Source organism: Faecalicatena contorta, assembly GCF_022835095.1.
Taxonomy (GTDB): domain Bacteria; phylum Bacillota; class Clostridia; order Lachnospirales; family Lachnospiraceae; genus Faecalicatena; species Faecalicatena contorta.
In genome coordinates, this window is sequence record NZ_BQNQ01000001.1 from 2,375,139 (window position 1) to 2,396,991 (window position 21,853).

A 21,853-nucleotide genomic window follows, 5' to 3' on the forward strand; every position below is an offset into this window, starting at 1 on the left:
AAATAAAGGAGGAAACGTAAGATGATCGCAAAGGAAAAGAAACAGGCAATCATTGCAGAGTATGGCAGAAGTGAAGGGGACACAGGATCTCCGGAAGTACAGATCGCAATTCTTACAGCAAGAATCAACGAACTGACAGATCACTTCAAAGCAAACCCGAAGGATCACCACTCAAGAAGAGGACTTCTTAAGATGGTAGGACAGAGACGTGGTCTGCTGGCATACTTGAAAAAGTCAGATATCGAGAGATACCGTACTTTGATCGAAAGACTTGGATTAAGAAAATAATCTCAAATCCACAAGGATCTTCCCGGGAGGGGGGATCCTTTTTTGTGTTTGGAGGAGAGGCGCCGAGAGGCCTGCGGCTTACAGCCCCCTCGGCTAGACTCATCCGGCCAGAACGAAAAAAACCGACCCGATGCCATTAAGACGGGGGCAGCGTATAGAATTGGTTTCCCGGTATTTAATTGGCAAGAGTAGTGAATTTGGCGGTGTTTAAGTTATTTTCCTTCATGGTGAAGTGGCAAAACTAAATTTGTGCGGCTTTGTGTATTCCAACACACAGACTTCTAACATAAATATAGCACAAAAAAGCCAATACAAATCCGCTGCCCCACATTATGAAGCCTACCAAGGAATGACGCCTTATCTTCCGCCCGGATGCAACAGCTGAAGTCAAGGAACGTCCGGCTCCTGGCGGGGAAATGTCTGCTGGTGAAATGTCCTGACGCTGCGCGAAGAAGCTGTAGGACATTTCACCAGCAGACATTTCCCCGCCAGGAGCCGGACGTTCCTTGACTTCAGCGTCCCCCTACGCGCCAAAACGCGCACCAAAACCAAAGTTCATTCCCCAACTTCATTCTTGATTTAAGAGGGCGACTATGCTATAATATTTAAGATTGTGGTCAGGAAAGCAAAACCCGAGACCACTGAAAAGGATATTAGCGGATTCTAATGTGTTTTTCAGTAGTTTCGGAGTCTCCTGCCACGAATTATGTGAATAGAAAAAAAGGAGAATGATATGTTTAAAAAGTTTGAAATGGAACTTGCCGGCAGAACTCTGCGTGTAGACATCGGAAGAGTCGCAAAGCAGGCGAACGGAGCTGCTCTAATGCATTATGGGGATACAACAGTGCTTTGTACTGCAACTGCATCCGAGAAGCCGAGAGAAGGGATCGATTTCTTCCCATTGAGTGTAGAATACAACGAAAGATTATATTCTGTAGGGAAGATTCCGGGAGGATTCAATAAGAGAGAAGGAAAGGCTTCAGAAAATGCCGTACTGACATGCCGTGTCATCGACAGACCGATGAGACCTCTGTTCCCGAAGGATTATAGAAATGATGTGACTCTGGAAAATCTGGTTATGTCTGTTGACCAGGACTGCAGTCCGGAACTGACAGCTATGTTGGGTGCAGCTATTGCCACCAGCATTTCTGATATCCCGTTTGACGGCCCGATCTCTACAACTCAGGTAGGTCTGGTAGACGGCGAGTTTGTATTTAACCCGACAGCAGAACAAAAAGATATCTCGGATCTGGCGCTGACCGTGGCTTCTACAAAGGAAAAGGTGATTATGATCGAGGCTGGTGCCAATGAAGTGCCGGAGGATCAGATGATAGATGCTATTTTTGCAGCGCATGAGTTGAACCAGAAGGTGATCGCATTTATCGAGACGATCGTCGCAGAGTGCGGCAAGCCGAAGCACTCCTATGAGAGCTGTGCAGTACCGGAAGAGTTGTTTGCAGCAATCAAAGAGATTGTTACTCCGGCAGAGATGGAAGAAGCCGTATTTACTGACGACAAACAGACAAGAGAAGAGAATATACGTGTAATCACTGCCAAGCTGGAAGAGGCATTTGCCGGGAACGAGGAATGGCTGGATGTGCTTGGTGAAGCAGTATACCAGTATCAGAAAAAGACGGTAAGGAAGATGATCCTGAAAGACCAGAAGCGCCCGGACGGACGTGCAATCGACCAGATCCGCCATCTGGCTGCTGAGACCGATCTGATTCCGAGAGTTCACGGCTCAGCTATGTTTACCCGTGGACAGACACAAATCTGTACCGTGACAACGCTGGCGCCGCTGTCTGATGCACAGAGAATTGACGGACTCGATGAGGCAGAGACCTCCAAGAGATATATGCACCACTATAATTTCCCGTCCTATTCTGTAGGAGAGACGAAACCATCCAGAGGACCGGGCCGGCGCGAAATTGGCCATGGCGCGCTTGCAGAGAGAGCGCTGATCCCTGTACTCCCAAGTGAGTCAGAGTTCCCATATGCAATCCGTACGGTATCCGAGACATTTGAGTCCAACGGTTCTACTTCACAGGCAAGTATCTGTGCCTCAAGTATGTCGCTGATGGCTGCCGGCGTTCCGATCAAAGCAGCAGTAGCCGGTATCTCCGCTGGTCTTGTGACAGGAGATACTGACGACGATTATCTGGTGCTGACAGATATCCAGGGTCTGGAAGATTTCTTCGGCGACATGGACTTCAAGGTTGCCGGAACCCACAAAGGAATCACTGCAATCCAAATGGATATCAAGATTCACGGACTCACAAGACCAATCATCGAGGAAGCAATCGCCGCAACAAAGAAGGCGAGAACCTATATTCTGGATGAGGTCATGAACAAGACAATTGCAGAGCCAAGGCCGGAGGTAGGCCCATACGCTCCTAAGATCGTACAGATGCAGATCGATCCGCAGAAGATCGGCGATGTAGTCGGCCAGCGCGGAAAGACAATCAATGCGATCATTGAGCAGACAGGTGTAAAAATAGACATTACTGATGACGGTGCCGTCTCCGTCTGCGGAACAGACAAAGCAGGCATGGATGAGGCAATGAAGATGATTGCAACCATCACCACAGATTTCGAGGCCGGCCAGGTATTTGAAGGAAAAGTCATCAGTATCAAAGAATTTGGTGCATTTCTCGAATTTGCGCCGGGAAAAGAAGGAATGGTACACATTTCCAAGATTTCCAAAGAAAGAATTAACAAAGTAGAAGACGTACTCAAACTGGGCGATGTAGTAAAAGTAGTCTGCTTAGGAAAAGACAAAATGGGCAGATTTAGTTTCAGTATGAGAGATGTAGCGGAGTAGTTCGCTGGTATGGGGCCGCCTTCCCGGATACACCTGACAGTTTCCGGGGGCTGGCCGTTTGCGGGGAAGTACTAACGGTAAAAAAGCAGAAGCGTATAGCCCGGCGGCATTCACTGAGAAATCTTGATGATTTCTCAGCTCAGGCCGCCTTGATGATTGATTCGGAATCAATCCTCAGCTATACGCTTCTGCTTTTTTACCGTAAGTACTTCCAGCCGCGCACTTAGAAGCCCCCGGAAACTGTCAGGTGTATCCGGCAAGGCTGCTCGCATCAAGGCGTTAACTGTTCCGCTACATGGAAGCTCTCTGGCGGGAGAGGCGGATGTGGCTTGGCTGAGGCGGACATTTGCATCAGTGTTAGGCAATTTAGGTGGGATAGGAAATTATAAAAGGCATTTAAAAAAGCGCTTCTTCAAGCCAGACAACCTCCCCAGCCATTCCCGTTCAGAAACCCATCTTATTTGAGTACACAAGCAGATGCAGGCACACATGGGGCGGAAAGGCTTCTGGATGCGGGTTAGGGGGAGTAAAGGGAAAAAACAGAAAAACCGGGACAAAATGCGTGATTCCGAATCACTCATTTTCCTGCACCCAGCGCGCGAAATCCATCAGGATTTCACGTGATGTGTGCAGGTTGTCCCGGTTTTTCTGTTTTTTCCCTTTACTCCCCCTAACCCGCATCCAGAAGCCTTTCCGCCCCATGTGTGCCTGCATCTGCGTCCCGCCCCCACTCAACTCCAGATTTTCAAGTCATAAATTTGAGATGGGGACATATATTGTTTAAAGAGGTGGACAAGATGAATACAGTTAACAGAAAACAGCAGGTCCTGCAGGTGCTTGCGAAACCGGTCCGGTCTGCCGTGGAGGCGGAAGGGCTGGATTTTGAAAAGGTACAGGAGATCCGGTTGCGGATTGGTAAGCCTCTTATTCTGGTTTATGACAACGAGGAAAGGCTGCTTCCTACGGGGGTGTCTACGAGGTACCTGATCACTAAGGAGGAGATACGTGAGACGCTGGAATATATCAGCCACTATTCACTGTATGCATATGAACACGAGATGAGACAGGGATTTATTACAATAGAAGGAGGGCATCGCGTGGGGGTGATGGGAAAGGCTATACTGGAAGGCAATAAAGTGAAGAATCTGCAGTATATTTCTTCTGTAAACATAAGAATGTCCCATGAGATTCTGGGGTGTGCGGACAAGGTCATGCCCTATATTACAAAGAACCGCCAGGTATGCCATACTCTGGTGATTTCACCGCCCTGTTGTGGGAAAACGACGCTGATACGGGATCTGATCCGGCAGATATCAGACGGAAACAGGTACGTAAAGGGATGTACGGTGGGTGTTGTGGATGAACGTTCAGAGATCGGGGGCTGCTATCTGGGAGTCGCCCAGAACCAGCTGGGTATGCGCACGGATGTGCTGGACTGCTGTCCGAAAGCGGAAGGGATGATTATGCTGATCCGCTCCATGGCCCCCCAGGTGATAGCGGTAGATGAGATCGGTTCTCCGGAGGATGTACATGCTATTGAGTATGCCATGCAGTGCGGATGTAAAATGATTGCCAGCGTACACGGCCTGTCAATGGCTGAGGCAGCGGATAAGCCTGTGCTTGGCAGGCTGATCAGAGAACGCAGGTTTGAGCGCTATATCATACTCGGCAATGAGAAAAGGCCCGGGGAGGTGCGGGAAGTATATGACGAACGGGGGAGCCTGCTATGCAGAGATTTATAGGATGCCTGCTGATTTTAGGGGCAACGACAGGGGCGGGGATCGCCTATGGAACAGAGCTCCAGCGGTATCTGGAAAAACTCCTCTATATCCGGCATATCGTTTATATGCTCAAAGGAGAACTGGAGTACTCCAATGCACCGCTGGGGGAAATATTCGGAAGAGTTGCGGTAAGGGTAAAGGAGCCTTACCGTAAATGGCTGCGTGTGATGGAGCGGCAGGTAGAAGAGCGCGAGGAGGATGAGTTTGCAAAAATATGGAACCGGTCTGTAGACCGTAACCTGAGTGAACTTCATCTCAAGAGCGTTCATTCTATACAGCTGAAAGAGCTGGGAACATTTCTGGGACAGCTGGACGGGGATACATCCAGCAGGACAATGCAGCTTTACCTGAACAGGCTGGAGCTGGAAATCGAAAAAGTAAGAGAAGGGATGGCAGCAAAGAAAAGGATCGGGAACTGTCTTGGCGTGATGGGAGGAATTTTTCTGGTTGTCATACTAATATAACTCACGGGAGGATTCCATGACCATAAATCTGATATTTAAAATTGCGGCTGTCGGAATACTGGTTTCTATTCTGAGCCAGGTGCTCAAGCACAGCGGGCGGGATGAACAGGCATTTCTTACAAGCTTTGCGGGACTGATACTGGTACTGTCATGGGTACTGCCATACATATACGATTTGTTTACATCCATTAAACAATTGTTTTCTCTGTAGCTGCGGCAGTGTATAGGAATACGAAAGGGGAGCTTATATGTGAGCATGATTCAGATCGGAATTATCGGCGTAATAGGCGCACTGCTGTCGATTCAGTTTAAAAGCGGCAAATCAGAATATGGAATTTATATGAGCGTGGCCATCAGTATCCTTATTTTCGCCTGTATTGTAGACAGGCTTGAACTATTTGTAAGGACGGTGGAACAGGTCAATCAGTATATCAAGATAGATACCAGCTATATCGCAACTATGCTGAAAATGATCGGTATCACCTATATAGCCGAATTTTCCTCAAGTGTCTGTAAGGATGCCGGATATCAGACCATTGCGGTTCAGATCGAGATCTTCAGCAAACTGACCATACTGGCTCTCGGAATGCCGGTATTACTCGCCCTGCTGGAGACAATCCGGGAGTTTCTGGCATGAAAAGGGGGCAAAGGATATGGCTGGGGGCCTTGGCGTTTTTGATATCAGTACTTCTTTTTGGCCTGGCAGGGGACAAGATAGGCTGTATGACGGTATACGCAGCGGAGGATACGGTAGATTATGATGCCGTGGAAAGCGGCGCCGAGAGCAAATTGTTCTCGGAGTTTGATTTTTCAGAGATTGACAACAGCCTGCAAAAAATATTTCCGGAAGAAAAAATGGATTTTAAGAGCCTGGTTACCGCTCTAATTGAAGGAGACGGAAAAAATGCCGGGGAACTGATTATGGATTTCATATCGGACCAATTTGCCTATGAATTCAGGTATAACCGCCAGAATCTGGCATATATGCTGCTGATTGCCGTGATTGCCGCAATTTTTACTAATTTTTCAAATGCGTTTCAAAACAGGCAGGTGTCGGAAATCAGCTTTTACGTATTATACATACTGCTGATTACCATGTGCCTGAATGCCTTCAGGATCGCCATGAGCGGCATTGAAGGGCATCTGGAGACGCTTCTGGATTTTATGCGGGTGCTGTGCCCCAGTTATTTTCTGGCAGTCGCCATCGCCTCGGGAAGCAGCAGCTCGCTGATTTTTTATAATATTGTGTTATTTCTAATCTATGTGGTGGAGGTGTTGATTTTAAGATTCCTGCTCCCCGTCATAAATATCTATATTATGGTGCAGGTGCTGAACTACCTGGCAGGGGAGGAGTATCTTTCTCAGTTTGCGGAGCTGCTGAGCAAGATGGTGACCTGGATCTTAAAAACACTGGTAACCTGCGTAATTGGAATCAATGTAATCCAGGGAATGCTTGCTCCGGCCATTGACGCTTTGAAGCGCAGCGCGCTGACAAAAACTGCCGAGGCCATACCCGGAATCGGCAACGCAATCGGAGGTGTAACGGATGTCGTGTTGGGAACGGCAGTGCTGATCAAAAACGGGATTGGAATGGCGGGAGCCGCGGTTATGATCGCTATCTGTGCGATACCGATTGTACAGATGGCGCTTATGACCCTGATGTACAAACTAACCGCCGCACTGGTTCAGCCGGTGTCAGATAAACGGATTACCGGATGTATCAGCAGTGTCAGCCAGGGATATGAACTTCTGATGAAGGTTGTATTTTCTACGGGGCTTTTGTTTCTTTTGACCATCGCAGTCGTTACGGCTAGTACATCGTAAAATTAGCAGCTGATGAATGATTAGACGATTTGCTGGTACATTGTAAAATAAGGAACTGCCGCTTAAGCCGGGTAAAGGAGAGAGGATGTTTGACTTTATATATGAGTGGATACAGAACCTTGCTTTCTATCTGGTGATCGTTACCGCCGTACTGCAGATCATACCGGGAAAAGGGTATAAGAAATATGTGCAGTTTTTTTCCGGAATGGTGATGATCCTGCTGATGCTGACACCTATATTGAAGCTGACGGGAATAGAAAACCGGTTTTATGATCTGTATCACAGCCAGGAATACGAAATGGAAAAGGAAGAAATTGAAAAACAGAAAGATTATTTTGAAGGCTTGGATATTCTGGATTTTCTTCCGGAAGAATACGGGCAGGAGGAACAAAATGCGGAGAATACCAAAAAGGGAATAGAAGTGGAGGAGATACAGGTTGGAGAATAAATGGAAAAATATCCTGGGTAAAATAAAGGGTAAGAAAATGCTTCCACAGAAAAACCAGCTGCTGATCCTTCTTCTGATCGGGATTCTTCTGGTAGTGATCGCAATTCCTACTTCCAATAAAAAGAAAGGAAGCGCATCGGATGAGAGTAGGGACAGCGGGGAGGGTAAGGCAGCCTCTTATGTAAATACAGATGAGGAATACGAGCAGTACCTTGAAAAGCGGGTTGCAAGAGCGCTGGAATACGTTCAGGGGGTGGGGAAGGCAGAAGTGATGATCACACTGAAATCTTCCGGTCAGAAGATCGTGGAGAAGGATCAGCAGAGCAGCAGCCAGAATTCGGAGGAGGAAGACAGTTCCGGGGGTACAAGGAGCGTGGAAGAGAGGACAACGGATAAGACGAGTATTTATGAGCAGGGATCGGACGGTTCCCAGTCACCCTATGTGAGCAAGGAACTGACTCCGGAAATAGCCGGAGTGCTCGTAGTAGCGGAGGGGGGAGACAATGCGGTTGTAGTGCAGAATATAACTGAGGCAATCCAGGCATTATTCGGTGTAGAGGCGCATAAAATAAAAATAATGAAAAGGACTGATACATAAAAGGAGGATTCCAAGTGAAGCGTTTATTTAAGAAAAATCAGATCATCATTACCACACTGGCAGTTATGATTGCCATCGCCGGATACCTGAATTACTCAGGACGGCTGTTTGGACAGTCAGACAAAGGTACGACAGAGGCAAATGCAGAACTGGCAAACAAGGAGCTGCTGGATATTTCGGAGGAAGACCTGGAAACAGGCTCCGGCGACATTGCAAGCAATGATTCCGAAATAGAAGGGACGCCCGGAGAGGCCGTGCTGACAAACAGCGGAGCAGACACCACGGTTGCACAGGCAAAAGTAGCCAGGGAACAGGTGCGCGCTCAGAATAAAGAAACGCTGCAGGCAATCATTGACAACACCAACATCAGCGACGAAGAGAAACAGGATGCAGTGGCACAGATGGTAAAGATGACGGAACTGTCTGAGCAGGAGGTGGCTGTGGAAACACTGATGGCTTCCAAAGGATTTTCAGAGGCAGTTGTAAGCCTTACGGCAGATTCCGCGGATATCGTGGTGGACAGCGCAGAGCTGACAGATGCAAACCGTGCCCAGATAGAAGATATCGTTACGAGAAAGACCGATATTGCACCTGAAAATATTGTAATTACGCCGATCCATGAGGGCGGAACAGCAGAAGGAGAGTAAGTGTACCATGCGCAGATACATATGCTGCCTGTTGCGTATAATAATTTTTGAAACAGGCAGTATAAATCTGGAAATGTGGGAAGAATATTTCCAGTAAACAATTGCAGGTGATACCTTATTATGGTAAACTTATTTAATGTGCTTAATTGTAACAAATACATCCGAAAAAGATCAGCTTACATAAAAGAGACGAAAACAGGAGATTACAGATATGTCAGAGATTACAAATGAAATAAAAAAGAGAAGGACCTTCGCGATTATTTCCCACCCTGATGCGGGTAAGACGACACTGACTGAGAAGTTCCTGCTGTACGGCGGGGCGATTAACCAGGCTGGTTCCGTCAAGGGGAAAGCAACGGCGAAGCATGCGGTGTCAGACTGGATGGAGATTGAGAAGGAGAGAGGTATCTCGGTTACTTCTTCAGTCCTTCAGTTTAATTACGGGGGATACTGCATCAATATCCTGGATACTCCGGGACATCAGGACTTCTCTGAAGATACCTACCGGACATTGATGGCCGCGGACTCTGCGGTGATGGTGATTGATGCTTCCAAGGGTGTGGAGGCCCAGACGCGGAAGCTTTTCAAGGTCTGCGTTATGAGGCATATCCCGATTTTTACATTCATCAATAAGATGGACAGAGAAGCAAAGGATACATTTGACCTGCTGGATGATATTGAGAAGGAACTGGGGATTGCAACGTGCCCCGTGAACTGGCCGATTGGTTCGGGAAAAGCATTTAAAGGTGTATATGACAGACAGAAGCAGGAAGTGGAATTATTTTCTGATACACATAAGGGAACAACCGTGGGGGAAGTCAAAAAGATTGAAGCAAACAATCCGGAACTGGACTGGATACTCGGGACAGAGGCGAAGGTTACGCTGGAGGAGGAGATCGAGCTCCTGGACGGCGCTGCAGCGGAATTTGACCAGGAGCTGGTCAGCAAAGGCGAACTTTCACCGGTTTTCTTCGGCTCTGCCCTGACTAATTTTGGAGTAGAGACATTTCTGAAGCATTTCTTAAGGATGACCAGTTCTCCGCTGCCGAGAATGTCTGACCATGGGGAGATCGACCCGATGAAGGAGGAAGAATTTTCAGCTTTTGTATTCAAGATACAGGCAAATATGAATAAGGCACACAGGGACCGGATCGCCTTTATGCGGATCTGCTCCGGTGAATTCGAGGCAGGCATGTCTGTCTGCCATATCCAGGGGGGGAAGGATGTGCGCCTGTCCCAGCCGCAGCAGATGATGGCCAGCGAGAGGAAGATGATCGAGAAAGCCTATGGCGGAGATATCATAGGCGTATTTGATCCGGGCATATTTTCCATAGGCGATACGCTGACAACCTCCAAAGAAAAGTTCGCTTATGAGGGCATCCCCACGTTCGCACCCGAACATTTTGCCAGAGTACGCCAGGTGGATACGATGAAACGGAAGCAGTTTGTAAAAGGGATCAACCAGATAGCCCAGGAAGGCGCCATCCAGATTTTCCAGGAATTTAACACAGGGATGGAAGAGATTATCGTGGGTGTAGTCGGTGTTCTTCAGTTTGATGTCCTGAAATACCGTCTGGAGAACGAATATAATGTGGAGATCAGGCTGGAAAACCTGCCCTACGAACACATCCGGTGGATTGAAAATGAAGAGGTGGATATGGACAGGCTGGTAGGCACCTCCGATATGAAGAAGATTAAAGATTTAAAGGACAGGCCGCTTCTGCTTTTTGTGCACGAGTGGAGTATCCGCATGACTCTGGACAGAAACAAAGACCTGAAGCTCTCCGAATTTGGGCGTTCCTGATATTTCCCTTTGCAAACAGGGGGATATTTGTTATAATGTTTTAAGAGATTAAACCAACAGGAGGTTTTTACGATGGCAAAGGACGAAAGAAATACTTATACAATACAGAACGATTCCAGCATGGGAGAAGTCAAGATTGCAGATGAAGTGGTCGCTATTATTGCGGCGCTTGCGGCTACAGAGGTGGAAGGCGTGGCGTCCATGGCGGGTAATATCACCAACGAGCTGGTCAGCAAGCTGGGAATGAAGAATCTTTCCAAGGGTGTAAAGGTGGACGTGCTGGAAGGCGTAGTTACGGTTTCTCTGGCATTGAACCTGAAATATAACTACAGCATTATGGAGATTTCCACCAAGGTGCAGGAAAAGGTTAAGAATGCGGTTGAGAACATGACCGGCCTGGAAGTGGCCGATGTGAACATCAAGGTTGCAGGCGTGGAAATGGAAAACCAGGAATAACCTTTTCGTTGCAAAGAATAGCAGATGTGTAGTATAATAAAGGATGTCGCAAGGCATCCTTTTCTTAATGAGAAAACATAGAGTCTGGGAATGCCAATGGAAAGGAGCCAACATGGTAAGAAGAGAACTTAGGGAGCATATCTTTAAGATGCTGTTTCAGATAGAATTTAATGAAATGGAAGATATGCCGGAACATCTGACATTATACTTTGAAAACCTGCCGAGTGCTGCAGAGGAAGATAAAGAATACATAAAGGATAAGTTTGAAGCAATTGTAAAAAAAGTACCGGAGATTGATATAGAATTGAATGAGAAGACTACGGGGTGGAAGACTACAAGAATGAGCAAGGTAGATCTGACGATCCTGCGTCTTGCGGTCTATGAGATGAAATGGGACGCGGATGTTCCCGAAGGCGTTGCGATCAACGAGGCCGTCGAGCTGGCGAAGAGATTCAGCGGGGAAGAGGGCCCTTCTTTTGTAAACGGAGTACTTGCAAAACTGACAGACCAGGAGGCTGGACATGCGTAATGTCTACACGGTAAAGCAGGTAAATGCGTATATCAAAAATATGTTTACCCAGGACTTCATGCTGAACAGAATCTACGTGAAGGGTGAGGTATCCAATTGTAAATATCATACTTCAGGGCATATATATTTTTCTTTGAAAGATGAGTCCGGCACGATGGCCTGTGTTATGTTTGCAGGCTCACGGTCAGGGCTTTCTTTTCGTATGCGGGAAGGCCAGCAGGTGATCGTGCTGGGGTCCGTCAGTGTGTATGAAAGAGACGGCAAGTACCAGCTCTATGCAAGAGAGATTATTCTGGACGGGGCGGGACTTCTCTATGAAAAGTTTGAGGCATTGAAGAGAGATCTGCAGGAGATGGGCATGTTTGCCCAGGAGTACAAGCAGCCCATCCCAGCCTATGTGAAGACAGTTGGGATTGTGACGGCTCCAACAGGGGCGGCGGTTCGGGATATTATCAATATAGCATCCCGCAGGAATCCTTATGTGCAGCTGATCCTTTATCCTGCGCAGGTGCAGGGGGAAGGCGCGGCGGAGAGTATTATCCGCGGTATAGAGATGCTGGAGAAGAAGGGTGTTGACGTCATGATTGTGGGACGCGGGGGCGGGTCCATAGAGGATCTGTGGGCGTTCAATGAAGAGGAAGTGGCCCGGGCTGTATTTAACTGCCGCGTGCCTGTGATTTCGGCGGTGGGACATGAGACGGATACGACAATTATAGACTATGTGTCAGATCTGCGTGCACCGACGCCGTCTGCAGCGGCGGAACTTGCCGTTTATGAGTACCTGGGTACGGCTGGCGCCATGAGGGAGTATGAGGCAAGGCTCAGAAGATCCATAATGCAGAGAATAACCCAGGAACGCGTGAAGAGCAGGCAGGCGGCTATGAAGCTGAAGCTTGCGCATCCCCGCCAGAGGCTGCTGGAAAAGCGTAAGAGAGCCGCGGATCTGGAGCAAAGGCTCCGTCTTTTAATGGAGACCTGCCTGGAGAATAGACGACATCGGTTTGCGATCTATGTGGAGCAGATGAAAGGCCTGTCTCCGCTGGCCAAACTGAATCAGGGATATTCCTATGTGGAGGGCGAGGCGGGCGCCAATATCAAATCGGTCCGCCAGGTGAAGCCCGGTGACAAAATCAAAGTTTATATGACGGACGGAAGTGTGCAGGCGGAAGTCCGGGAAATCGAGGAGGAACCAGATGGCAGAAAAGAAGATTAAAAAAGAAGAAAAACAGCCTTCTCTGGAAGAGCTTTTTGAAGGCCTGGACGAAGTGGTTGCCAGACTGGAAGGAGAGGAGATTACCCTGGAAGAGTCTTTCCAGCTTTACCAGAAGGGGATGAACATGCTCAAGCAGTGTAATGAGACGATAGATACCGTAGAGAAAAAAGTACAGATTTTGGATGAGAATGGAGATGCCCATGAATTTTAGAGAATCTTATCAGGCTAAGGTAGAAGCAATCGAAGCGATACTTATCGCGTATCTTCCCGAGCGGACGGGCTATCAGGCAGTCATCATGGAGGCAATGGAATACGCCCTTATGGGCGGCGGCAAACGTCTCCGTCCGATGTTGATGCAGGAGATATACCACCTGTTCGGAGGGAACGGCAGAATCATTGAGCCATTTATGGCGGCTATTGAGATGATTCATACTTATTCGCTGGTACACGATGATCTGCCTGCTATGGATAATGATGATTACCGCCGTGGCAGAAAGACGACGCATGTGGTTTATGGAGAAGACATGGGAATCCTGGTTGGGGATGCCCTGCTGAACTGCGCGTTTGAGACTGCGGCCAGGGCTTTTGACGTAGAACCGCAGGAGAGCCTGAGGATTGGGAAGGCGTTGCAGATCTTGGCGGGAAAGGCCGGGATATATGGGATGATCGGCGGTCAGGTGGTAGATGTGACATCCACAGGAAAGATGATTTCGGGTGAAAAACTGGACTTTATCTATCAGCTGAAAACAGGTGCGCTGATCGAAGCTTCCATGGCCATAGGGGCAGTACTGGCAGGTGCGTCCTCGGATCAGGTGAAGGCTGTGGAGGAAATTGCGGCTAAGGTGGGGCTCGCTTTCCAGATACAGGATGATATACTGGATGTGACAGGTTCAGCAGAAGAACTGGGCAAGCCGATTCACAGCGATGAAAAAAATGAGAAGACGACCTATGTGACATGGAAGGGCATCGACGGTGCAAAAGTGCTGGTTGACAAGCTTTCACGCGAGGCGCTTCAGCAGATGGAAGGCCTGGGGGCTCCGGACGAGTATCTCGCACAACTGCTGGTGTCCCTGATAAACAGAAGCAGATAGAGAGGGATTCCTAATGATATTAGAAAAGATCCAAAAGGAAAATGATATAAAGGAGTTACAGCCTGAGGACCTGGATCTGCTGGCGGAGGAGATCCGTGAGTTCCTGATTGAAAAGATCAGCAGGACAGGCGGGCATCTGGCCTCCAATCTGGGCGTTGTGGAGCTTACGATGGCCCTGCATCTGGCCTTTGACCTGCCTCAGGACAAGCTGATCTGGGACGTGGGGCACCAGGCATATACGCACAAGCTGCTGACCGGGCGCAGGGCAGGATTCGATGACCTGCGTAAATACGGCGGCATGAGCGGATTTCCGAAGCGCAAAGAAAGTGAATGCGATGCATTTGATACCGGGCACAGCTCAACTTCTATTTCCGCCGGGCTGGGTTATGTTGCGGCCAGGGATATTCTCGGCGAAGATCACCATGTCGTCTCTATTATCGGGGACGGCGCGATGACAGGCGGAATGGCATATGAGGCGCTCAACAATGCCTCCAGGCTGAAAAGCAATTTTATTATAGTATTGAATGACAACAACATGTCTATCTCGGAGAATGTAGGCGGCATGTCTAGGTATTTGAATGGCCTGCGCACTGCAGAAGCCTATGTGGGTCTAAAAAAAGGCGTGGAAGATACGCTTTTGAAGATTCCGGTTCAGGGCGAGAAAATTGTCAACCAGATGAAAAAGACAAAGAGTGGCATCAAACAGCTCATTGTACCGGGTATGTTTTTTGAGGATATGGGGATCACTTATCTGGGACCGGTTGACGGGCATGATGTGAAAAAATTATATAAAGCGTTGAATGAGGCAAAGCGTGTAGACCATGCGGTGCTTGTCCATGTACTGACAAAAAAAGGAAAAGGATATGAGCCTGCAGAGAGGAATCCGGCGCGTTTTCATGGAACCGGGCCTTTTGACATAGAGACCGGGGCCGCCAGGGCTGCTTCGGCCAAGGACAGCTATACAGATGTATTTTCCAAGGTGATCTGTGATGTTGCCAGGCATGACAGTAAGGTGGCGGCGATCACGGCGGCCATGGCAGACGGAACCGGACTGAACCGTTTTCAGAAGTATTACCCGGACCGGTTCTTTGACGTGGGAATTGCGGAAGAGCATGCCCTGACGTTTGCAGCAGGTCTTGCGGCGGGGGGGATGAAGCCGGTAGTGGCGCTTTATTCTTCCTTCCTGCAAAGAGCTTACGACCAGGCGATCCACGACATCTGTCTGCAGAAGCTGCCGGTAGTGCTGGCAGTGGACAGGGGGGGACTTGTCGGCAGTGACGGAGAGACGCATCAGGGCCTTTTTGATTTATCTTTTCTAGCCACGATCCCTAATATGACGATTATGTCGCCGAAAAACCGATGGGAGATGGCAGATATGGTCAGATATGCTGTGAATTTTGGGTATCCCATAGCCCTGCGGTATCCAAGAGGAACAGCTTATGAGGGGCTGAAGGAATTCCGTGCTCCTATTGCCTATGGCAAGAGTGAAGTCCTCTTTGAGGAAGAAGATATTGCTGTTTTGTTTGTAGGACACATGGCTGCGGTTGCTGAGGCTGTACGTTACAGCCTGAAAGACATAGGATACAGCTGCAGTCTGGTGAACGCACGCTTTGTAAAGCCGCTGGATACGGAAATACTGGAGCGGATGGCGGAAGAACATCAGCTGTTCGTTACGATTGAGGAGAACGTCCTCTCCGGAGGCTACGGAGAGCGTGTGCTGGAATATGTGTCACGTGCGCGCCTCGGGGTGCATGTCCTGAATATCGGGATACCGGACGATTATGTGGAGCACGGCAACGTGGATGTACTGCGCCACGAGGTTGGGCTGGACTGTGAAACAATCGTAAAACAGGTAATTACAGACTATGTGACGATAAGGAATGAGTAGGATGAAAGAACGATTAGATGTGTTACTGGTGAAACGGAATCTGGCGGAGTCCAGAGAAAAGGCAAAAGCCATTATCATGGCTGGAAGTGTCTTTGTAGATGGGGAGAGAGAGGATAAGGCAGGTTCTTCTTTTCCTGCGGATGTGCGGATCGAGGTAAAAGGACATGCTCTGCCCTATGTCAGCCGCGGAGGGCTGAAGCTGGAGAAGGCTCTTGCCAATTTTGATGTCACAGTCGAAGGAAAAGTCTGTACGGATGTGGGATCCTCCACGGGCGGATTTACGGACTGTATGCTGCAGAGCGGCGCTGTGAAAGTCTTCGCCATAGACGTGGGACGGGGCCAGCTGGACTGGAAGCTTCGCCAGGATGAACGGGTCGTCTGTATGGAAAAGACGAATATCCGCTACGTGACCCCTGAAGACATTGGGGAGCCTGTTGATTTTTCTTCTATAGACGTGTCTTTTATATCTCTCACAAAAGTACTGGAACCCATCCGCGGCTATCTGCGGTCAGACGGGGAGATCGTGGCGCTGATCAAACCGCAGTTTGAGGCCGGCCGGGAAAAGGTAGGAAAAAAGGGCGTGGTGCGTGAAAAGAGCACCCACCATGAGGTAATCGAAAAGGTGGCGCAGTATGCGAATACCATCGGCTTTGAAGTGTTGAATATTGACTTTTCCCCGATCAAAGGGCCGGAAGGCAATATTGAATACCTGATCCACCTGCGCAAATGTGAAGGGGGTGCCCCGGCAATTGCGGTGGATCTGGTGACTGTAGTAGATAGGGCTTTTGAGACGCTGGCAAAATAAGAGGAAGCACCATGGATAAATTTTACGTTATTACGAATAAGCTAAAAGATGCTGACTACAGCATAACAAATGAAATCCTGGATTATATCGAACAGCATGGCAAAACCGGGATACTCTCCCAGAAGGACCCGGATGGGCATATTATACCGGGAACCGTCCCGGAAGGGATGGAGTGTGCCCTTGTGCTGGGCGGGGACGGAACGCTGATCCGCGCGGCCAGGGAACTGGAGGGATATAATATCCCTCTGCTCGGAATCAACCTGGGTACACTGGGCTATTTGACCGAGGTGGAACTGCATGACTTCAGGGGCGCTCTGGACAGGCTGTTTGATAAAACACCTGAGATAGAGGAACGGATGATGATGCATGGCTGTGTGGAGGGCCGGCTGAACGACGTGGCGATGAATGATATTGTAGTGACAAGAGAAGGCGGGCTCAGGGTGATTCATTTTAATATCTCGGTAAACGGTGAACTGCTCAACAGCTATCAGGCTGACGGTGTAATCATCTCCACCCCTACCGGGACAACCGGGTACAACCTTTCAGCCGGAGGACCGATTGTGGAGCCAACGGCAAGCATGTTTGTCATAACCCCGATCTGTTCCCATGCTCTAAATACCAGCAGTATTGTGCTGTCCGCGGAAGATATCATTGAAGTGGAGATTTGCGAGGGGCGTTACGGCAAGACGGAACATGCTGCCGTCACATTTGACGGCGCCAGTACCGTGCCGCTGGTGACAGGAGATAGAATTACGATCGAAAAGTCGGGTGAGACTACAAAGCTGATTAAGCTCAGCAAGGAAAGTTTTATGAAGACAATGCGCAAGAAAATGAAAGGAAACTAGTAATATGAAAGTCAGTCGTCATGCAAAAATAATCGAATTAATCAGCCAGAATGATATCGAAACCCAGGAGGAACTGGCCGAGCGTCTGAACGATGCGGGGTTTAAAGTGACACAGGCAACGGTATCCAGAGATATCCGGGATCTGAAGCTTACCAAGGTGTCCGTGGACGGCGGCAGACAGAAGTATGTGGTTCTGAAGCCGGAGGAAGACGGAATGAGCGAGAAGTATATCCGTGTTTTAAGGGACGGTTATGTATCCATGGATATGGCTCAGAATATCCTCGTGATCAAAACGGTATCCGGTATGGCTATGGCAGTCGCTGCCGCAGTGGATGCTATGAAGTGGAAAGAAGTTGTGGGATGCATAGCAGGGGATGATACGATTATGTGTGCAGTCCGCAGTGTGGATGAGACAGTTGCTGTAATGGAGAAGATTCGGAAGATTGTGTCTAAAGGGAATTAGGATAAAAATATGTTGCAAAATGTGCATGTGAAGAATTTAGCGTTAATTGACGAAATAGAAGTAGAATTCCAGCCGGGACTTAATATCCTGACTGGTGAGACGGGAGCCGGGAAATCAATTATTCTGGGCTCTGTGAGCCTTGCCCTGGGAGGCCGATACAGCGCAGATATGCTGCGCAAGGGCGCACAGTTCGGACTGGTGGAGATGACCTTTACCGTAGAGGACCAAGCGGTTCAAAGACAGTTGGAGGCACTAGACGTCTTTCCGGAAGAAGGCATGCTGATTCTGTCCAGGAAGCTGATGGAGGGACGCAGTGTCAGCAAAATTAACGGGGAAACGGTCAGCATGAGTGTGCTCAAAGATGTTGCAAGTATGCTGATTGACATCCACGGGCAGCACGAGCATCAGACGCTGCTGCACAAAAAAAACCATCTGGCGCTTCTGGATGTCTATGCCAGGGATAAGGTGGAAGCCTTAAAGAAATCTACATCTGCGGCATATAAAGAATATATCGGCTGCCGCAGAGCACTCGAGGAGTCGGGGATGGATGAAGAAAGCCGGAAAAAGGAGATTTCGCTCGCGGAATTTGAAATTGGGGAGATCGAAGAGGCCGGCCTGCAGGAACACGAAGACGAAGAACTGGAGGCTTTATACCAGCGTATGACAGAGAGCCGCCGTTTTACAGAGAGCATAGCGGAGGCGTATCAGTATACGAGCGAATCAGCCCATGGCAATGCCAGCGATCTGCTGAGCCGGGCCATCCGCGCATTTCAGGATGTGGAAGAATGTGATGAGCGGGGAGCGGGCCTTTATGGCCAGCTGTTGGAGATAGACAGTCTTCTGAATGATTTTAACCGGGAATTGGCGGAATATGCGAAAAGCTTTGAATTTTCCGAGGAAGAGTACTATGAAACCGAGAGCAGGCTGAATCTTGTCAATCATTTAAAAGCAAAATATGGTAATACTGTCAATGATGTCCTGGAATACTGCAGGACAAAAAGAGAGAGACTAAGTGAACTAAAAGATTATGAAAGTTATATAGCTGATCTGGAAGAAAAATACAGCCAAAGTGAAAAAAAGCTAAAGAAGCACTCAGATGCTTTAAGCAAAGTCAGAGCCGAGGCTTCCCGGGCATTCGCTGCGGAAATAAAGCAGGGTCTTGCTGACCTGAATTTTCTGGATGTTAAGTTTGAATTGAGATTGGGAAAGACGGAAACTTTTACTGCTAATGGCATGGATGAAGGGGAATTTTATCTTTCCACAAATCCGGGGGAACCTGTAAAGCCACTTGCCAATGTAGCATCCGGCGGTGAATTATCCAGAATCATGCTGGCGGTAAAAGCAGTTTTAGCAGATAAGGAAGATACGCCGACTTTAATTTTTGATGAGATAGATACGGGAATCAGCGGAATCACTGCAGGAAGAGTAGCAGAAAAAATGCATGTTATCGGGCGGAGCAGGCAGGTGATCTGTATTACACATCTTCCCCAGATCGCGGCGATGGCCGATGCGCATTATCTGATTCAAAAAGATACAACGTCTAACAGAACCAAAACGGAAATACTATGTCTGGATGAACAGGAATCGGTCAGAGAGCTGGCACGGCTTCTGGGCGGGGCGAAAGTAACCGGAAAAATAATGGAAAGCGCGGCAGAGATGAAAGAAATGGCAAAGCGTGAAATATAATACCAGTGTGAAAAAGAACATGCAGTCACATACTAAAAACGGATACCATGCTGGTATCTGTTTTTTGTTTAATAGGATAGTGTTTTTTGTGAAATAAGAAATTTTCGTGGTTTCTATTTCACGAATTCCTGATTAAAAATGAAAGGGTGTGGTTGCATGGAGAAACGCTGGCAGAACAGAGTTCTTATTCTTTTATCCGCTGTGCTTTTGTCTGCCTGTTCAGGCTATTTTGGCTGGATAGCCGCAGATGCAGTAGAGCAGACGGAAGTAAGTACAGAGACAATCAGCGAAGACACGGTTCTTGTCGGCGGAATGCCGGTGGGAATCTATATGGAGACAGATGGCGTTATGGTACTGGATACGGAACACATAAAAGGAATTGACGGGGTGGAATACGAGCCGGCCAGCCATCTGGTTAAATGCGGGGATTATATTACTGGAATCAACGGGAAAACAGTTGAGAATAAAAAGGAATTGATGGAAGCCCTCGCCCATTTGAATGAAGACGAGGTTGTCCTCAGCCTCAGAAGAGAGGAAGAGACCATAGATGTGAAAATAAAACCTGTGGAATGTGAACCGGATGAATATAAATTGGGGATATGGGTTAGGGACAATGTGCAGGGACTTGGGACCATTACCTTTCTAACAGGAAGCAGTGAATTCGGCGCGCTGGGACATGGAATTCATGATTCAGATACAAATGTACTTTTGTCCATTGCGGATGGCACACTTTACAAAACCAGTATCCACTCGATTAAAAAGGGGGAGAATGGAATTCCAGGCAGCATGGAGGGGATCATAGTTTATAACGGATACAATAAGCTGGGAAGCATAAAAAAAAATACGGACGCAGGTATATATGGTACGATAGATAAGATAGACGATTTATTTACAGAACAGATTCCTGTTCAGATTGCAGCCAAAGAAGAGATAGAAATCGGTGATGCGACGATACGTTGCTTTGTCGACAATGAAGTCCAGGAATACAACATAAAGGTGACAGATATCGACTATTCCGGACACGAAGTGAATAAGGGGCTTGTTATTCAGGTAACCGACCCCGGACTCCTTGAAAAGACTGGGGGAATCATACAGGGAATGAGCGGAAGCCCCATCCTGCAGAATGGAAAACTGATTGGCGCGGTAACCCATGTTTTCGTACAGGATTCCACAAAAGGTTACGGCATTTTCATCGAAAATATGCTGGAGAATGTTGGAGATCAGACTTTGTCGAATTAGAGCAACAAATTATCCTTGATTATGGTGTGATTCAAAGATATAATAATCGAGTGGCGTTTCTCAGTCCGGGTCCTTTAGAGGAGAGAGGGATTATGGAACATTTAAACGTGGCCATCGCTGATGATAATGAGAGAATTTTGGATCTGCTCGAAGAAATTATCAACATGGACAAAGAACTGAATGTGGTGGGAAAGGCTAAAAATGGTGAGGAGATGTGTCAAATCATCAAGAATCAACAGCCAGACGTGGTTCTTCTTGATCTAATTATGCCGAAAATGGACGGTTTAACCGTCATGGAGCGCATAAATCAAGACAAGACCATGACAAAACGCCCTGATTTCATTGTCGTAACAGCGGTAGGACAGGAGAAAATTACAGAAGACGCTTTCAACAAAGGCGCAAATTACTACATCATGAAACCATTTAATAATGAAATGTTGTTGAATCGTATAAAAACTGTAAGAAAAGTGTTCCGAAATCACGAGAAGAAAAATGAAGAATTATCTGGAAACACCTCGATCAGAGAAGAGGACCTGGAAAATCGTGTCACTAACATGCTGCATGAGATTGGGATACCGGCTCATATCAAAGGATACCATTATCTGAGGGATGCCATTATGATGGCAGTGGAAGATATGGATGTCCTGAACGCAATTACGAAGGTATTATACCCAACGGTTGCCAAAAAGTACCAGACAACATCAAGCAGAGTGGAACGGGCAATACGCCATGCGATCGAAGTGGCATGGAACCGCGGCAAATTAGACACTCTGGATGAATTATTTGGCTATACCGTGAGCACCGGCAAAGGAAAGCCGACAAATTCTGAGTTTATAGCACTGATTGCAGACACCATCCAATTAGAATATAAGCACAGATAATTCTTTCCTTTGTTCAGAAAATGAGTTATAATAGTCAGTGTATAAGGCTTGTAAGAGGACTCAAGGAAAGTGGAGGGGTTGT

At 47.9% G+C, this 21,853-nt stretch carries 23 protein-coding genes; all 23 read left to right on the plus strand.

The window, feature by feature from the left end; all coding sequences use genetic code 11:
• Positions 1-21 precede the first annotated feature (21 nt).
• The 23 genes from rpsO (at position 22) to spo0A (ending at position 21,771) form a co-directional block, all read left to right on the plus strand.
• Positions 22-288 (plus strand): 30S ribosomal protein S15, encoded by a 267-nt coding sequence (gene rpsO, locus MWG26_RS10585; protein WP_025657590.1) that lies wholly within the window; start codon positions 22-24, stop codon positions 286-288.
• Positions 289-1,021: 733 nt separating this feature from the next.
• Positions 1,022-3,109, plus strand: coding sequence for a polyribonucleotide nucleotidyltransferase (locus MWG26_RS10590; RefSeq protein WP_025657589.1), 2,088 nt, complete (start codon positions 1,022-1,024; stop codon positions 3,107-3,109).
• A 797-nt stretch (positions 3,110-3,906) separates the two neighbouring features.
• Positions 3,907-4,851, plus strand: a complete 945-nt coding sequence (gene spoIIIAA, locus MWG26_RS10595; protein WP_025657588.1) for a stage III sporulation protein AA — start codon at positions 3,907-3,909, stop codon at positions 4,849-4,851.
• The gene (locus MWG26_RS10600) at positions 4,836-5,354 is read left to right on the plus strand and encodes a stage III sporulation protein AB (protein WP_025657587.1); all 519 of its coding nucleotides are present in this window, start codon (positions 4,836-4,838) and stop codon (positions 5,352-5,354) included. Before spoIIIAA ends, MWG26_RS10600 begins: the two co-directional genes overlap by 16 nt.
• Positions 5,355-5,370: 16 nt before the next feature.
• Entirely contained in the window at positions 5,371-5,565 is a 195-nt protein-coding gene (spoIIIAC, locus tag MWG26_RS10605) for a stage III sporulation protein AC (RefSeq protein WP_009005678.1), read from the plus strand.
• 39 nt (positions 5,566-5,604) lie between these two features.
• Positions 5,605-5,991 (plus strand): SpoIIIAC/SpoIIIAD family protein, encoded by a 387-nt coding sequence (locus tag MWG26_RS10610; RefSeq protein WP_009005679.1) that lies wholly within the window; start codon positions 5,605-5,607, stop codon positions 5,989-5,991.
• The gene (locus MWG26_RS10615) at positions 5,988-7,178 is read left to right on the plus strand and encodes a stage III sporulation protein AE (RefSeq protein ID WP_117440641.1); all 1,191 of its coding nucleotides are present in this window, start codon (positions 5,988-5,990) and stop codon (positions 7,176-7,178) included. Before MWG26_RS10610 ends, MWG26_RS10615 begins: the two co-directional genes overlap by 4 nt.
• 85 nt (positions 7,179-7,263) lie before the next feature.
• Positions 7,264-7,626: a stage III sporulation protein AF gene (locus tag MWG26_RS10620; protein WP_025657585.1), complete on the plus strand. Its 363-nt coding sequence runs from the start codon at positions 7,264-7,266 to the stop codon at positions 7,624-7,626.
• Positions 7,616-8,224: a stage III sporulation protein AG gene (locus MWG26_RS10625; protein ID WP_025657584.1), complete on the plus strand. Its 609-nt coding sequence runs from the start codon at positions 7,616-7,618 to the stop codon at positions 8,222-8,224. The genes MWG26_RS10620 and MWG26_RS10625 overlap by 11 nt, the downstream gene beginning before the upstream one ends.
• Positions 8,225-8,238: 14 nt before the next feature.
• The gene (locus MWG26_RS10630) at positions 8,239-8,871 is read left to right on the plus strand and encodes a SpoIIIAH-like family protein (protein WP_025657583.1); all 633 of its coding nucleotides are present in this window, start codon (positions 8,239-8,241) and stop codon (positions 8,869-8,871) included.
• Positions 8,872-9,082: 211 nt separating this feature from the next.
• Positions 9,083-10,675 carry a peptide chain release factor 3 gene (locus MWG26_RS10635; protein WP_025657582.1) on the plus strand — a complete coding sequence of 531 codons (1,593 nt, stop codon included), beginning with the start codon at positions 9,083-9,085 and terminating at the stop codon, positions 10,673-10,675.
• 72 nt (positions 10,676-10,747) lie between these two features.
• Entirely contained in the window at positions 10,748-11,131 is a 384-nt protein-coding gene (locus MWG26_RS10640; protein ID WP_025657581.1) for an Asp23/Gls24 family envelope stress response protein, read from the plus strand.
• Between the two features lie 112 nt (positions 11,132-11,243).
• On the plus strand, positions 11,244-11,660 hold the full coding sequence (gene nusB / locus MWG26_RS10645) for a transcription antitermination factor NusB (protein WP_025657580.1): 417 nt from the start codon (positions 11,244-11,246) through the stop codon (positions 11,658-11,660).
• Positions 11,653-12,873 carry an exodeoxyribonuclease VII large subunit gene (gene xseA, locus MWG26_RS10650; protein WP_117440640.1) on the plus strand — a complete coding sequence of 407 codons (1,221 nt, stop codon included), beginning with the start codon at positions 11,653-11,655 and terminating at the stop codon, positions 12,871-12,873. Before nusB ends, xseA begins: the two co-directional genes overlap by 8 nt.
• Positions 12,854-13,084, plus strand: a complete 231-nt coding sequence (gene xseB, locus MWG26_RS10655; RefSeq protein ID WP_025657579.1) for an exodeoxyribonuclease VII small subunit — start codon at positions 12,854-12,856, stop codon at positions 13,082-13,084. Before xseA ends, xseB begins: the two co-directional genes overlap by 20 nt.
• Positions 13,074-13,964, plus strand: a complete 891-nt coding sequence (locus MWG26_RS10660; RefSeq protein WP_025657578.1) for a polyprenyl synthetase family protein — start codon at positions 13,074-13,076, stop codon at positions 13,962-13,964. Before xseB ends, MWG26_RS10660 begins: the two co-directional genes overlap by 11 nt.
• Before the next feature lie 13 nt (positions 13,965-13,977).
• The gene (gene dxs, locus MWG26_RS10665) at positions 13,978-15,852 is read left to right on the plus strand and encodes a 1-deoxy-D-xylulose-5-phosphate synthase (RefSeq protein WP_025657577.1); all 1,875 of its coding nucleotides are present in this window, start codon (positions 13,978-13,980) and stop codon (positions 15,850-15,852) included.
• A 1-nt stretch (position 15,853) separates the two neighbouring features.
• A complete protein-coding gene (locus tag MWG26_RS10670; protein ID WP_025657576.1) occupies positions 15,854-16,657 on the plus strand; it encodes a TlyA family RNA methyltransferase in 804 nt (267 codons plus the stop codon).
• Between the two features lie 11 nt (positions 16,658-16,668).
• Positions 16,669-17,502, plus strand: coding sequence for an NAD(+)/NADH kinase (locus tag MWG26_RS10675; RefSeq protein ID WP_025657575.1), 834 nt, complete (start codon positions 16,669-16,671; stop codon positions 17,500-17,502).
• A gap of 4 nt (positions 17,503-17,506) precedes the next feature.
• Positions 17,507-17,965, plus strand: coding sequence for an arginine repressor (gene argR / locus MWG26_RS10680; RefSeq protein WP_025657574.1), 459 nt, complete (start codon positions 17,507-17,509; stop codon positions 17,963-17,965).
• Positions 17,966-17,974: 9 nt separating this feature from the next.
• Positions 17,975-19,651 (plus strand): DNA repair protein RecN, encoded by a 1,677-nt coding sequence (recN, locus tag MWG26_RS10685; protein ID WP_025657573.1) that lies wholly within the window; start codon positions 17,975-17,977, stop codon positions 19,649-19,651.
• Positions 19,652-19,807: 156 nt separating this feature from the next.
• Positions 19,808-20,890, plus strand: coding sequence for a SpoIVB peptidase (gene spoIVB, locus MWG26_RS10690; protein WP_025657572.1), 1,083 nt, complete (start codon positions 19,808-19,810; stop codon positions 20,888-20,890).
• 92 nt (positions 20,891-20,982) lie between these two features.
• Positions 20,983-21,771, plus strand: coding sequence for a sporulation transcription factor Spo0A (spo0A, locus tag MWG26_RS10695; protein ID WP_025657571.1), 789 nt, complete (start codon positions 20,983-20,985; stop codon positions 21,769-21,771).
• Positions 21,772-21,853: the final 82 nt, after the last annotated feature.